This window comes from Mycobacterium sp. (assembly GCF_049281135.1).
Lineage (GTDB): Bacteria > Actinomycetota > Actinomycetes > Mycobacteriales > Mycobacteriaceae > Mycobacterium.
The window spans coordinates 1-14,257 of the sequence record NZ_JBAPRN010000037.1 but is presented as its reverse complement, the minus strand read 5'-3'; the positions used below and the strand labels follow the sequence as shown (position 1 = coordinate 14,257).

Genomic DNA, 14,257 nt, shown 5'->3' with positions numbered 1-14,257 from the left:
GTATGTGACCGTGTCACTGCCGTCGGCCCGCGACTTGGTCGGGCTGGGAGTGGACACCGAGCGCATTGCGGTGGTGCGCAACGGCCTCGATGAGGCGCCGGCGTCGTCGTTGAGTGGGCCGCGGGCGGTGACGCCGCGGGTGGTGGTGCTGTCACGGCTCGTGCCGCACAAGCAGATTGAAGACGCGCTGACCGCAGTGGCTCAGCTGCGATCGTCGATACCCAATCTGCATCTCGATGTTGTCGGCGGCGGGTGGTGGTCGCATCGGCTGACCGATCACGCGGCGTGGCTGGGCATCAGCGACGCGGTGACGTTTCACGGGCACGTCGACGACACCGCCAAACACCATGTCATGCAACAGGCTTGGGTGCATGTGCTGCCGTCGCGCAAAGAAGGCTGGGGTTTGGCGGTCATCGAGGCGGCCCAGCACGCGGTGCCCACCATCGGTTACCGCTCGTCCGGCGGGTTGGCCGACTCGATCATCGACGGAGTGACCGGCGTGCTGGTCGACGGCCAGGACCAACTGGTGGACAAGCTTCAGCAGATGCTTACCGATCCGGTCCTGCGCGATCAGCTCGGCGCGAAGGCGCAAGCGCGTAGCGCCGAATTCTCTTGGAAGCAAAGCGCGGACGCGATGCGCACGGTGCTGGAGTCGGTCGTCGCCGGCGATCGAGTCAGCGGAGTGGTGTAGCGCCATCCGAACAGGTAATCGACCGGAGGAAGACGGACCGGGATGATGCGATTCCTGCTGATTCTGCATACGGTTGCGCTATTGGCGGCGGCTGCGACCGATGTCGGACCCGCAACCGCAACTCCCCTTGGTGGTTGCGGGGTGAATCTGGCCGCCCCGGAGGTTGTCGCCGCCATCAAGGCCCTTCCGCCTTACCCGGGTACGGATTGGAAGTGGTCGAGTGCCCCGGCGACTCTCGAGGGCAACTTCAATCCGTGCGTGAGCCTTTCGACCGCACTCGTCACTGTGGAGGGCGCAACAGCCGGCTCCCCGACTACCGCGCTGATGTTCAACAATCGCCGCCGTGACGAGTGTGCGGTATCAGTGGCGAAACGATCACGTGGTGATGCTTGATCCAACGCCACCGTCATAGCGGCGTGGTTTTCGGTCGGCACGGCGGCGCCGGTTGACAATCGCGCCGACCGCTCCGGTGATCAGCATGGCCAGCCATGCCAGGTGGGCGATCACAACCGTCGTCCGCCGGCCCATCGACGCACCGGCTGTTGCGCCGCCAACGCGATACAACACCAGGTCGCGTCCGCGGTAAACCACCGGTAAGCGGCCGAATGTCTCTGCGGCCGAACCTATATCGCCGGGTGTGCCCAACTCGACCACCAGCCATCCCACCCCGGCCCGACGGAGATCGGCCGAATCGCCTCCGGCCAGAAGTAGTTGCTGCACATCGCGGGCCCGGTTACCCTCGCCGAGAACCGTCGCCCCCGAAATGGTCAGGTCGCCCGTAGTCAGGACGTCAGCGCGCAACCAGCGCGGCAACGGATCCAGCACCGGCGCCGGACCGGACCAGGTGAATCGCCGCATGGTGTCGGCCGGCAACACCGCGACGTCTGCGGGCTCGTGGTTGATAGCCGCCGCGACGGCCGGCCAGTCGCTCGGATAGCGCACCGACTCGACCATTCCCCCTACGCCCCAAGCCAAGTCGGGCAGCGACAGCACCAGCGCGGCGCAACACAGCAGCGCGGCGGATGTGGGCCGCAACCAGCGCCGCAACGTCAGCACCGCGCCCGCGGTAGCCAGCGCGTAGCCGGGCATCGCCAACGCGACCCACTTCTGCCCGTCGCGCAGCACGCCCAGGCCGGGTGCGGCGTCGACCAGCGTGTGCAGGACGGCCAGGCCGGGGCCGGTGGCCATCGCCGCGGGCATCAGCACCGACGCCATCGCAAGTAACAGCAACGGCAGCGCCGTCCGGTGACGCCTCAGCGTGACGACTCCCGTCGCAACCACGGCGAGCAGCACAATCGCCGATAGAACTGCGAAAAGCGTTGCCCGCGAGGCTGGCACGGAATCGCCGTTCCAGATCCCACCCAGGCTGGCCAGACTGCCGAGCGTGCCCATACCGGGCTCGGCCCGTGCCGCGAACGCGGCAATACCTGGCGGACGACCCCACACGTGATCCGTCGACGACAGACCCAGTGCCGCTGCTGTCAACCACGGTAGCGCCGCTGCCACCGCATCGGCGATAGCGATCACGACGCAACGCCAGCGGGGAGTTCCGGTACCCGGCACCGCGACGCACGTCAACGCGACCGTGGCGCCGAGCAGCAGACCGGTCGGAGTAAGTCCAGCCAGCGCAATCCAGAACGCCAGACCGAAAATGCTTGGCCAGGCCGTCTTTTCGCTTGACCGAAGTGTCAGCATGCTGGTAGCTACCCACGGCAGGCAGCCGTAACCGAGCAGCAGGCTCCAGTGTCCCTGCAGGAGCCGTTCGCCGACGTAGGGATTCCAGATTGCGAGCGTGATCGCTGAAAACTCGCCGCCTGCGGCGGATTCCGGCAACACCTGCGCGACCAGTCGAGCCGCGCCCCAGCCCGCCAGCCACAGTCCAATGACGAGCAATGCCTTTACCACTAGGCCGCCGTCGATACAGCGCGAAGCCAGCGCGATCGCGAAATCCTGTGGCGTGGCCCGTGGCGCCGCAAGCAGCCCGAGGGCGCTATCGGACAGATAGGACCGCGGTGTGGAGACGGCGTCGCGCAGCAATAAATAGCCGGGGCTCAGCAGCGGCGCCACCACCAGCAGCGCCAGTGCCAGCGCATACCCGGGACGGGACCAGCGCAGAGCCCAGTGGGGTGCAGCCCGCACGCGCCCAGCTAGCTAGGTCAGGTCGGGTGGACCCGGCGTCGAAGGACCTCCCGAACTCGACGGGCCCTGATCTCGCTTGACGTCCTTGGGCTGAGTGGGAATCTTCTCGGTCTCGGCTTCGGCGCCGGGTACTCGCGCCGGCGGCGGCTCGCCGCGGCCGAAGAAGCCACCTTGGTCGGCTGAGTCCAGATCGGGTTCGGCCAGCGCGGTCTCGGTCCGCAAGCTGAACGAGCCGAGCAATAGGCCGCCGATCAGTGCGATCACACCGGCCGCAGTGAAGGTGATGGGCAAGACACGGGACCACAGCGCCAACCGGTCGCGTTCGTCGCGCGCGGCGTTGACCTGTGATTCGACGGACCCCTCGTTGGAGGTGATCGTGTAGTCGACCAACGTCACCTCGGGCTTCAACGCGTCGCGGGCGTAGTAGTGATTGGCGCGCTCTTTTTCTTTGACGATGGTCCCCGACTCCGGGTCCACCCAAAACGTCCGTTGCGCCGCGTAATAGCGGGTCATGGTGATCTTCTCGTCCGGATCGCCCGGCAAGCCCCACATATATGCGGTGTTGGTGACCTTGCTGTCCGCATCGTCGGCGTACAGCGACGGGTATCTGATCGGCTCAGCCAGCTTACCGTCGGCGTCGTAGCCGACGTCCTGGGTGAACTTGTACGCGCTCAGGCCGTTGACGTCTTCTTCACCGGTGTAGTTGGCCTCGAAGGCCTTCTGCGCGATGGGATCGAAGTACGAATACGAGCGCTTCTCGGTATGGAACGGGAATCGATAGGACAAGCCGTCGTGCGGCAACGCGATGTTGGTGGCCGGGCTTTCATCCTTGAACCCGCGCGGCTTCTGCACCGCGCCGCCGGGGTGAGTGTCGTCGGACACCGCTGATGCGGTTTTCCGGTTGAGGGTGACGGTGTCGACCAGGGCGAGCAGCAGGCCGGAATCCTTTTGCTTGTCGCTGCGCCGAATCGAGCTACCGACTTGCAGCGTGACGACATCAGCGTTGGCGGGAGATTCGACGTCGATCTGTTGCTGCGAGACCAGCGGCACGTTCTTGTCAACCACGAGTTTCGGGCTGTACAGCGAGGCGGGGTCCACCGCTGTCCCCGTGCCTTCGCCGATCACCGTCGCATCCAGATTGAGCGGAATTTTGGTGATCCTGCTGCCGGTGTAGGTCCACAACAGCAGCGCGGCGATCAACAACGCGGCTCCGAGTCCCATGATCCCGCACGCGGCCATCCGCAACATGACTGCTCGGTTCACGCTGCCGTGACCTCCTTCTGGTCTCGTTCGGTTCAGGCCACCAAACCTGTTGCATCCCGAACCCCCGCGACCTGGGGTTCTACCCGCTTACGCTGCTGCAGCCAAGCAAAACTCGTTCGACCCTAACAGCATTATTTAAGGTCACCGTTTATCTCCCCATGGTGGGTAAATCGGGGTGTACCCCATTCACCGGGCAGACTGTCACCATGACGGCCGCCGGCGACGATGCAGTGCGTAGCAATGGGAGAAAGCGGCGCAAAAACCCTGGCGAGCTGGTCGGCGGCACCCGCCGCTTCCTGCCCGCCGTCGAAGGAATGCGGGCCTGCGCGGCGATCGGCGTCGTCATCACCCACGTCGCGTTTGACACCGGGCACTCCAGCGGGATCGACGGTCGGCTGTTCGGTCGCTTCGATCTGGCGGTGGCGGTGTTCTTCGCGTTGTCGGGGTTCCTGTTGTGGCGCAGTCATGCCGCGGCCGCGCGCGGTCTGGCGCCGCGCCCCTCCACCGGTCACTACCTGCGATCGCGGGTGGTCCGCATCATGCCGGCCTACGTGGTTGCCGTCGTGGTGATACTGACTCTGCTGCCGGACGGCAATCACCCGAATGTGACCGTGTGGCTGGCGAATCTGTCGCTCACCCAGGTGTATGTCCCGTTGACGCTTACCGCCGGACTGACTCAGATGTGGAGCCTGTCGGTCGAGGTCAGTTTCTATCTGGCGTTGCCGATCCTTGCGATGCTGGCAGCGCGACTACCAGTTCGGTTCCGGGTGCCGGCGATCACCGTGTTGGCGGTCGCGAGCTGGTTCTGGGGCTGGATCCCGTTCGCCGCTCCGGCCGGTCTCAACCCATTGACGTGGCCGCCGGCGTTCTTCTCCTGGTTCGCCGCGGGGATGCTGCTGGCAGAGTGGATCCACACCCCGCTCGGATGGCCGCACCGCCTGGCCCGACGCCGACTGGTGATGGCCGTCACGGTGGTGGCGGCCTACCTGGTGGCCGCTTCGCCGATGGCCGGCCCGGCCGGGCTGGTTCCGAGCAGCGCCGCGCAATTCACCGTGAAGACCGCGATGGGGGCGCTGGTGGCGGCGGGTCTGGTGGCGCCGCTGGTCCTCGACCGGCCCGACGAAAACCATCGGCTGCTGGGCAGCGCCCCGATGGTGACGCTCGGACGCTGGTCTTACGGCATCTTCATCTGGCATCTTGCCGCGCTGACGATGGTGTTCCCGGTGATCGGTCAGTTCTCGTTCCGGGGACACATGCCCGAGGTACTGGCGCTGACGCTGGTGTTCAGTGTCGCGATCGCCGCGGTGAGTTATGCGCTCGTCGAATCACCGTGCCGGGAAGCGTTGCGGCGCTGGGAATCCCGCACCAAGCAACCACCTACCCCGGGAGGTGGCGATGCCGTCAGCCCGCGTCAAGAAGACGCAATCGCGCCATGATCTCGTTGCGGACCGCGGAGCGGCGTGCCTTGCCGGCGTCATCGCGTAACGGGGTGTCGACGAACTCAACGGTCTCGGGCACCTTGTAACCGGCGATGCGCTCGCGCAAAAACTCTTGAACCGTCTGCTCGTCCAATGCCGGCCCGGCCTGAACCAGGGCGTACGGTACCTGCCCCAGATCCTGGTGTGGCACACCAACAACCAAACAGGACAGCACATCCGGATGCTCGGAGAGGGCGGCTTCGATCTCGGCGGGGTACACGTTGCGGCCGCCGACGGTGAACATGTCGACGCGGCGGTCCGAGATGTACAGAAACCCGTCGGCGTCGAAGTAGCCGAGATCGCCGAGCGAATCCCAGCCGTCGCGCGATTTCGCGGTGGCGCCGACGTAGCGATAGGTGGGTGCGCTGCCTGGGCTGGGTCGCATGTAGATCTCGCCCACTTCGCCGGGTGGGCACGGGTTGCCGTCGTCGTCGAGCACCTTCATCTCGCCCGCCACGACGATCCCGACCGAGCCGCGGTGAGTCAGCCACTGGTCACCGGAGATGAACGTCAACGCCTGTAATTCGGTGCCGCCGTAGAGTTCCCAGACTTTCTCGGGCCCGAGCAGGTCGATCCACGCCTGTTTGACGGCGGGTGGGCACGGAGCGCCCAGGTGCCAGAACCGGCGTAGCGACGACAGGTCGTAGGCGTCGGGTTTGTCGTGGTAGACCGGCAGCGCGCGCTGCATGATGGTCGGCACTGTTGTCAGGAAGGTGACACCGTGATCGTTGATCAGCCGGAGGAATTTTTCCGGCTCGAACCGGCTCATCAGCACGAGGTGGTGCCGCATCAGCAGAGCGATGGTCGCGGTGGTGAAGCCGGTGTTGTGCGACAACGGCACCGGTACCAACGTAGTGTCGCCCTCCTGCGCGCCCAGCGGGTAGCCGATGGCGGCGGGGATCCGGCTGTCGCCGCCTGATTCGATCAGTTTGGGCCGACCGGTGCTGCCGCCTGACCCCATCGCCTTCCAGACCGGCGACACCGCCTCCGGGAGTGCCTCGTCGGACAATTCCGGGTCGGGAGTGAAACCGGCTGGAACGCTTGTTATCTCGGGGTGCTCGCGGCCGACCAGCAAGGTCGGCGGCCGCAATTCCAGCAGGCCGGCCAGCTCGGCGTCGGGCAGCCGCGCGGACAGTGGCTGGGGTACCGCGCCCAGCTTCCAGCACGCCACCGCGGCCTGGATCCACTCGATCGAGTTGGGTAGCACCATCGTCACGTAGTCGCCGACACTGACACCGCGCGCGGCGTAGGCGCGAGCCAACCTGTTCGTCGAGCGGTCGAGCTCGCCGCGAGTGAGCGTGCGCCCGTCACATGTGACGGCCGGTTCGTCGGGAGCGAGCGCGGCCAGCGCGGAGATCTGCACACCAATCGGCGGGACCAGCTCGGCTCCTGTCACTGGTAAGAGCCCTGTCGCTCGAAGATGCGGCGTGGATTGTCGACGAGCATGGTGTGCAGTTGCTCGTCGGTGACACCGCGTTGTTTGAGCGCGGGGATCACGTCGTTGTGGATGTGCAGGTAGTGCCAGTTCGGCGCCATCTGCGGCACCAGCTCTTCGGGAATCGCGTCGAAGTAGCAGTTGGCATCGTGGGACAACACCATCTTGTCGGCGTGCCCGCGCTCGCACATCTGCGCGACGATGTTGACCCGGTCCTCGAACGGCGAGATCACGTCCAGGCCGAAACGATCCATCCCGAGGTAGGAGCCGGGGGCGATCAGCTCCTCGAGGTAGCCGATGTCGGTGCTGTCGCCGGAGTGCCCGATGATCACCCGGCTCAGGTCGACGCCCTCTTCCTCGAAGACCTTCTGCTGCTCGAGTCCGCGCCGCAGCCCGGCGTGGGTATGCGTGGAGATCGGCACCCCGGTCCGCTTGTGTGCCTGGGCGACCGCGCGCAGCACCCGCTCGACACCGGGTGTGACACCGGGTTCGTCGGTGGCGCACTTGAGGATTCCCGCCTTGACGCCGGTGTCGGCGATGCCCTCTTCGATGTCGCGGACGAACATGTCGGACATGATCTCCGGGCCGCCCAGCATGCCGCCGGGGCCCTCGTAGTGGAACCGGAACGGTATGTCGTTGTAGGTGTACAGACCCGTCGCGACGATGATGTTCAGGTCGGTGGCCGCGGCGACACGGGCGATGCGCGGGATGTAGCGGCCCAGCCCGATCACGGTGAGGTCGACGATGGTGTCGACGCCGCGCGACTTCAGCTCGTTGAGCCGATCGATGGCATCGGCCACCCGTTTGTCTTCGTCGCCCCATGCCTCCGGGTAGTTCATCGCGATCTCCGTGGTCATGATGAACACGTGCTCGTGCATGAGCGTGACGCCGATATCAGTGGTATTGACAGGTCCCTGAGCGGTATTCACTAACGACACGTAGCCGACTCTAGGACCACGAATCGGCCTCCGTGGCGGGGTTTCGGGAATCGCGTCCCCCCGGGTTCGCGGCGGGCGCCGCCGACGATTGTTTTGCGCACACCCTTGAGAAGTGACGTGGCTCACAGTAAAGTGACCAGTGGTCATCCAACACAGGAGGGCAGATGCCGACGGTGACGTGGGCCCGCGTCGACCCCGCACGCCGCGCAGCGGTGGTCGAGGCTGCGGAGGCGGAATTCGGGGCGCACGGTTTTTCCGGCGGCAGCCTGAACGTCATCGCCCGACGTGCCGGCGTGGCCAAAGGCAGTCTGTTCCAGTACTTCGCGGACAAGCGCGACCTCTATGCGTTCATCACCGACGTCGTCAGCCAGCGGGTACGCGCCTATATGGAGGACCAGATTCGCCAGCTGGATCCGAACCGGCCGTTTTTCGAGTTCCTGACCGATTGGCTCGACGTATGGGTCGCCTATTTCGCCGATCACCCGCACGAACGCGCGCTGCATGCGGCGGCGAGCATGGAGGTCGACACCGATGCCCGCGTCAGCGTGCGCAGCGTCATCCACCGTCATTACCTGGAAGTACTGCGGCCGCTGGTGCGCGATGCCCAGGTTCGGGGTGAATTCCGCAAGGACGCCGACACCGAGGCGCTGATGTCCTTGTTGCTGTTGATCTTTCCGCATCTGGCGTTGGCGCCGTACATGCGCGGGCTGGATCCGATCCTCGGGCTTGACGAACCCAGCCCGGAGCAGCCGGCGCTGGCGGTGCGCAGGCTGGTGGCTGTGTTGAGCGCGGCATTTTCTCCAATTTCCGATGACAGCAGAACAATTCGTTCGCAAAAGACCTGAGGAGGTCTGATGACACGCACACATTCAGGATCACTGGCTGCCGGCGGCCTGAACTGGGACAGCCTGCCGCTCAAGCTGTTCGCCGGTGGCAACGCGAAATTCTGGAATCCGGCCGACATCGACTTCTCGCGAGACCGTGCCGACTGGGAGCGACTGAACGAGGACGAACGCGATTTCGCCACCCGGTTGTGTGCGCAGTTCATCGCCGGCGAGGAAGCGGTCACCGAGGACATCCAGCCGTTCATGTCCGCGATGCGGGAAGAAGGACGGCTCGGCGACGAGATGTACCTGACTCAGTTCGCCTTCGAAGAGGCCAAGCACACCCAGGTGTTCCGGCTGTGGCTCGACGCTGTCGGGATGACCGAGGACCTTCAGACCTACCTGGAACCGCTTCCGGCCTACCGGCAGATGTTCTACGACGAGCTGCCGGACTGCCTCAACGCCTTGTCATCGGACTCGTCACCGGCGGCCCAGATTCGGGCATCGGTCACCTACAACCACGTCGTCGAGGGCATGTTGGCGCTGACTGGCTACTACGCCTGGCACAAGATCTGCGTGGAGCGCAACATCCTGCCCGGTATGCAGGAGTTGGTCCGGCGGATCGGCGACGACGAGCGGCGGCACATGGCGTGGGGCACCTTCACCTGCCGCCGTCACGTTGCCGCCGACGACGCCAATTGGGACGTCTTCGAATCGCGGATGAACGAGTTGATGCCGCTCGCCATCGATGCCACCGCGCAGGGTTTTGCACTGTTCGACGTGTTGCCGTTCGATCTGGTCCAGGACGAGTTCACGCAGTACGCCGCCGACAAGGGGATGCGCAGGTTCGGCACCATCTCCAGTGCGCGCGGTCGCCCACTTGCCGAGATCGACCTCGACTACTCGCCGGTGCAACTGGAGGACACCTTCGCCGCCGAAGACGAAAAGGCACTCGCGGCCGTCTAGTCTCGGCGAAATCGACGCCAGCGCGGGAAAGGTCGAGAAGAATCCGCGCTGGAGTCAATCTCGCTGCGATAGCCGACCGCCGTCAGCCCACCCACACCGTCTTGGCGTTGCAGAACGCCCGGATGCCGAGGCCGGCAAGCTCGCGGCCGTAGCCCGACCGCTTGACGCCGCCGAACCCGAGTTCGGGGTAGGACACCGTCATCCCGTTGATGAACACCTGGCCGGCCTCGATGTCGTCGATGAAGCGCTCCTGCTCGGCCTCGTCGTTGGTCCACGCGTTGGACCCCAGCCCGAAGGTGGTGGCGTTGGCGATCTCGATGGCTTCGTCGATACCCGACGCGCGATACATCGAGGCGACCGGTCCGAAGACCTCTTCGGTGTAGAGCGCCATATCCTTGGTGATTTCGGTGACCACCGTCGGCGGGTAGAACCAGCCAGGCTGGTCTGGGGTCTTGCCGCCGAGGCGGACCTTGGCGCCCGCGGCGACGGCGTCGTCGACTTGCTGGGCGATCTCGTCGCGGCCCGACTCGGTGGCCAGCGGACCCACGTCGGTGTCCGGGTCGGTCGGGTCACCGACCTTGAGGGCCGCCATCCGCTCGACGAACTTGTCCACGAACGCGTCGTAGATGTCGGTGTGCACGATGAATCTCTTTGCAGCGATACAGGATTGGCCGTTGTTCTGTACCCGTCCGGTGACCGCGGTCTTGACCGCCTCGTCGAGATCGACCGACGGCATCACAATGAACGGGTCGCTGCCGCCGAGTTCCATCACGGTGGGCTTGATCTCGTCACCGCAGATTGCGGCGACGGACTGGCCGGCCGGCTCGCTGCCGGTCAGCGTGGCCGCCTTGACCCGAGGATCGCGGAGGATGGCTTCGACGGCTTTGGACGACACCAGCAGCGTCTGGAAGCAGTTCTCCGGAAAGCCGCCGCGGGCGATGACGTCGGACAGATACAACGCCGACTGCGGCACGTTCGAGGCGTGCTTGAGCAGACCGACGTTGCCGGCCATCAATGCGGGCGCGGCGAACCGGACGGCCTGCCAGAGCGGGAAGTTCCACGGCATCACGGCCAGCACCACGCCGAGCGGCTGCCAGCGGGTGTAGGCCCGTTTAGCGCCGACCTTGGACGCCTCGGCCGGCTCATCGGCCAGCAGCTTCTCGGCGTTCTCGGCATAGTAGCGAAAACCCTTGGCACACTTGATCGCTTCGGCCTTGGCCGATTTCAGGGTCTTGCCCATTTCGAGCGTCATCATCGCCCCGACCTCGTCGGCCTCCTTCTCCAGCAGGTCCGCGGTCGCGTTCGCCCACTCGGCGCGTTGAGCGAACGTGGTGGAGTGCCGATAGTCCAGGAACCGCTCGTGGGCACGGGTGATTGCCGCCTCGACTTCCGCGTCGGTTGCCGCGGTAAAGGTCTTGACCGTTTCGCCGGTGGCGGGGTTGATGGTGGCGATCGCCATACTGACATCCTTCGCTTACGAGGTTGTGAAACGTCCAACACTTAGCCTGCCACTATCGTTCCCCTAAGGGAGGTGCCGGATGAGCAAAGCGGCCGAGTTGATAGTCAAGTGCTTGGAGAATGAGGGCGTCGAGGTGGTCTTCGGGCTGCCGGGTGAGGAGAACATCCGCTTCATGCAGGCGCTGGCGTCGTCCAACATTCGCTATGTGCTCACCCGGCACGAGCAGGCGGCGTCGTTCATGGCCGAGATGTACGGCCGGGTGACCGGGCGGGCGGCGGTGGTATCGGCCACGCTGGGTCCGGGGGCGATCAACATGCAGTTGGGCGTGGCCGACGCCACCACCAACAGCACGCCGATGGTCGCGATCTCCGCTCAGGTGGGCCAGAACCGGCAGTACAAAGAGTCGCACCAGTACGTCGACCTGGTGTCGATGTTCGCGCCGATCACCCGATGGGCCGCCGGTATCCCGACCGCGCAGGCGATACCGGAGATGGTCCGCAAAGCCTTCAAGCTCGCCGAGACCGAACGTCCGGCTGCGGTGTATCTGGCCGTGCCCGAGCACATCGACGCGGACGAGGCCGATTATGAGCTGGGTCCGTTGCCGCGCAACGTCGTTCGCGCCGACGCGCCGGCGGTCCGCCAGGTGGCGCGCGCCGTCGACATCCTGCGTGAGGCCGTGCGCCCGGTGCTACTGGCCGGACACGGCGCGGCTCGTTCCAGTGCGACCGATGCCTTGGTGCGCTTCTCGGAGAAGTTCGGCATCCCGGTGGCCAACACCTTCCACGGCAAAGGTGTCATGCCCGACGACCACCCCAACAGCATCGGGGCGCTCGGGTTCATGCGGCACGACTACGTCAACTTCGGGTTCGACAACGCCGACGTCGTCATTGCGGTCGGCTATGAGCTGCAGGAGTTCGACCCGGTTCGAATCAATCCCAAGGCCGACAAGAAGATCATCCACATCCATCGGTTCCCGGCCGAGGTCGACGCGCACTACTCGGTCGACGTCGGGATCATCGGCGATATCAGTGAGTCGCTGGACGCGCTGGCCGAAGGGTTGGACGACCACGTGTTCGTCGCCGATCCGGAGATCCCCGGTGCTGGCCTGCTCGACGAGGAATTCGCGCGCGGACAACAGGATTCGCGATACCCGCTGGCCCCTCAGCGGTTGGTCGCCGATATCCGTGCGGCGCTCGGCCGCAGCGATGTCGTGCTGGTCGACACCGGCGCCACCAAGATGTGGATGGCCCGGCTGTATCCGACCTACGAACCCAACACTTGCCTCGTATCAAATGGCTTGTCCACCATGAGCTTCGCGCTTCCCGGAGCGCTTGGAGTCAAGCTGGCGAAGCCGGAGTCGAAGGTACTGGCGGTGGCCGGCGACGGGGCCTTCCTGATGAACTCGCAGGAGATCGAAACCGCTGTGCGCGAGAAGATACCGCTGGTCGTGCTGATCTGGGAAGACGGCGGCTACGGTCTGATCGAGTGGAAGATGGATCTCGAACTCGGCGAGCACCACTACGTGAAGTTCGGCAACCCTGACATCGTCAAGTACGCGGAAAGCTTCGGCGCCAAGGGTTATCGGATCAACAGCGCCGACGAATTGCTACCGACGTTGAGAGCTGCTCTCGATGACGATGGGGTGTCGCTGATCTGCTGCCCGGTCGACTACTCCGAAAACCTGCGGCTGACCGACCGGCTCGGTGAGCTCGACGAGTCGCTGTAACCCAGTGCTGCCGCGGGCAACCCGTTTTTGACGAAACGACACTGTGCCAGTCCTGCTATGACTACGAGCGCGAACCCTGCCGCAATCGCGGCACTGCTTCAAAGCGACGGGAACTGTACCGGCAGGTCGATTTTGTTCAGTGGTGTCAGAGTGCCTTTGGGATAAACGTTCACATCGACGTACTGCGCCTTGGTGATATCCATCGCGTAGTAGTCGTGGGCTGAGTCGTCGTCTTTCGACATGTTGCCTCGCTCGTCCTTCGCGCGGCACCTCAGCGTGTATTGACCCTCAGTGACGTTCTCCCAGGTGAATGACCAACCGACCCAGGCCCATTTGCCCATTGGCTTATCGAGTTTTGCGTACGACCAGGTATTTCCGCCGTCGATGCTGACCTCCACGCTCTCGATGCGAAGACCGCCGGCCCAGGCGCGACCGCGCAGCTGGACGGCCGGTGTCTCCTCGAGGTGGCGGATCCGGCAGAGGAAATCGGGGATGCCGGGTGGGACCATCAACGCCCGGACCTGCTGGAAGGTGGCGGGGATGCGGTTGGGGTCGTTGTCGTTTTGGGCGTAGCTGTACCACTTCATCTGGCGCTCGGTGAGCCGGGTGGAGGTCGCTTCGATCGAGTCGATCCATTTGACATTCGTCATCCCCAACCAGCCGGGCACCAGTAGCCGCAACGGGAATCCGTGCTGGGGTGGCAATGGCTGGCCGTTGATCTCGTAGCAGAGCAAGACGTCATTGTCGGGGTTCATCACGTAATCCACGGTCAGGCTGCGCTGGAAGTACTGGACTTCGCCCCCCTGGATGCCCTTATCGAGCCCGGTGAACAGAATCTCTACCGCGTCGTCTTCCAGGCCGGCTTCCTCGAGTACCCCACGCAGCGGCGTGCCCGTCCATTCGGCGGTCCCGATCGCGTCGTGGTTCCACGGGACGTGCGCCCAGAGACGCCACCGCTGGCTCGCTCGGCCATTGCCGCAGCATTCCATCGTGGCCGGGATGGTGACCTTGGGCCGGCTGCGGAAGTAGTCCATGTCCAGAGTCAGCTCGTTCTTCACCCGGCCGTCGACCTTGACTCGATAGGTCTTCTCATCGATCTCGGGGATGTCGTAATGGATCAGCAGGTAGTGCATCCCGATCGGTGTGATCGGGTAGGCCAGACCCTCGAGTTGCATTCCGTGGCAGCGGCTTTTGCCGTCAACCTCCATGACGGTGAAATTGTCGAGACGGTCGGTGTGCGCCCAGTCTTGGTAAGCGGGTACATCGGCCTGGGTGTCCACATCCAGGGTGAAGCGCTTGCCGTTCGCGGTCGGATAGTTGCCTTCTGACGTCATGGTC

At 64.9% G+C, this 14,257-nt stretch carries 11 protein-coding genes; 5 read left to right on the top strand and 6 right to left on the bottom strand.

The window, feature by feature from the left end; genetic code table 11:
• The coding region (locus tag WAN02_RS01455) for a glycosyltransferase family 4 protein (protein ID WP_422262142.1) at positions 1-691 on the top strand (691 nt) is incomplete at its 5' end.
• Between the two features lie 375 nt (positions 692-1,066).
• Here WAN02_RS01455 and WAN02_RS01450 read toward each other — a convergent pair.
• Together WAN02_RS01450 and WAN02_RS01445 are read right to left on the bottom strand one after the other, a co-directional pair.
• A complete protein-coding gene (locus tag WAN02_RS01450) occupies positions 1,067-2,806 on the bottom strand; it encodes a hypothetical protein (protein ID WP_422262144.1) in 1,740 nt (579 codons plus the stop codon).
• A 36-nt stretch (positions 2,807-2,842) separates the two neighbouring features.
• Positions 2,843-4,093, bottom strand: a complete 1,251-nt coding sequence (locus WAN02_RS01445; protein ID WP_422262140.1) for a DUF3068 domain-containing protein — start codon at positions 4,091-4,093, stop codon at positions 2,843-2,845.
• 206 nt (positions 4,094-4,299) lie between these two features.
• On the opposite strand from WAN02_RS01445, the gene WAN02_RS01440 reads away from it, so the two are divergent.
• On the top strand, positions 4,300-5,529 hold the full coding sequence (locus tag WAN02_RS01440; RefSeq protein ID WP_422262138.1) for an acyltransferase family protein: 1,230 nt from the start codon (positions 4,300-4,302) through the stop codon (positions 5,527-5,529).
• On the opposite strand, the gene WAN02_RS01435 is transcribed toward WAN02_RS01440, so the two are convergent.
• Both WAN02_RS01435 and WAN02_RS01430 read right to left on the bottom strand, forming a co-directional pair.
• Positions 5,495-6,967 carry an AMP-binding protein gene (locus WAN02_RS01435; RefSeq protein WP_422262136.1) on the bottom strand — a complete coding sequence of 491 codons (1,473 nt, stop codon included), beginning with the start codon at positions 6,965-6,967 and terminating at the stop codon, positions 5,495-5,497. The two genes, WAN02_RS01440 and WAN02_RS01435, sit on opposite strands and share 35 nt — an antisense overlap.
• On the bottom strand, positions 6,964-7,944 hold the full coding sequence (locus WAN02_RS01430) for a phosphotriesterase-related protein (RefSeq protein ID WP_422262134.1): 981 nt from the start codon (positions 7,942-7,944) through the stop codon (positions 6,964-6,966). The genes WAN02_RS01435 and WAN02_RS01430 overlap by 4 nt, the downstream gene beginning before the upstream one ends.
• A 164-nt stretch (positions 7,945-8,108) precedes the next feature.
• Here WAN02_RS01430 and WAN02_RS01425 point away from each other — a divergent pair, with 164 nt between their 5' ends.
• The gene (locus WAN02_RS01425; protein WP_422262132.1) at positions 8,109-8,789 is read left to right on the top strand and encodes a TetR/AcrR family transcriptional regulator; all 681 of its coding nucleotides are present in this window, start codon (positions 8,109-8,111) and stop codon (positions 8,787-8,789) included.
• A gap of 9 nt (positions 8,790-8,798) precedes the next feature.
• Positions 8,799-9,734 (top strand): R2-like ligand-binding oxidase, encoded by a 936-nt coding sequence (locus tag WAN02_RS01420; RefSeq protein WP_422262130.1) that lies wholly within the window; start codon positions 8,799-8,801, stop codon positions 9,732-9,734.
• Positions 9,735-9,816: 82 nt separating this feature from the next.
• On the opposite strand, the gene WAN02_RS01415 is transcribed toward WAN02_RS01420, so the two are convergent.
• Positions 9,817-11,193 carry an NADP-dependent succinic semialdehyde dehydrogenase gene (locus WAN02_RS01415; protein WP_422262128.1) on the bottom strand — a complete coding sequence of 459 codons (1,377 nt, stop codon included), beginning with the start codon at positions 11,191-11,193 and terminating at the stop codon, positions 9,817-9,819.
• 79 nt (positions 11,194-11,272) lie between these two features.
• Between WAN02_RS01415 and WAN02_RS01410 the strand changes: the two genes are divergently transcribed.
• On the top strand, positions 11,273-12,919 hold the full coding sequence (locus tag WAN02_RS01410) for an acetolactate synthase large subunit (protein WP_422262126.1): 1,647 nt from the start codon (positions 11,273-11,275) through the stop codon (positions 12,917-12,919).
• Positions 12,920-13,017: 98 nt separating this feature from the next.
• Here the strand turns inward: WAN02_RS01410 and WAN02_RS01405 are convergent.
• A partial coding sequence (locus WAN02_RS01405; protein WP_422262124.1) for a molybdopterin-dependent oxidoreductase occupies positions 13,018-14,257 on the bottom strand: 1,240 nt, incomplete at its 5' end.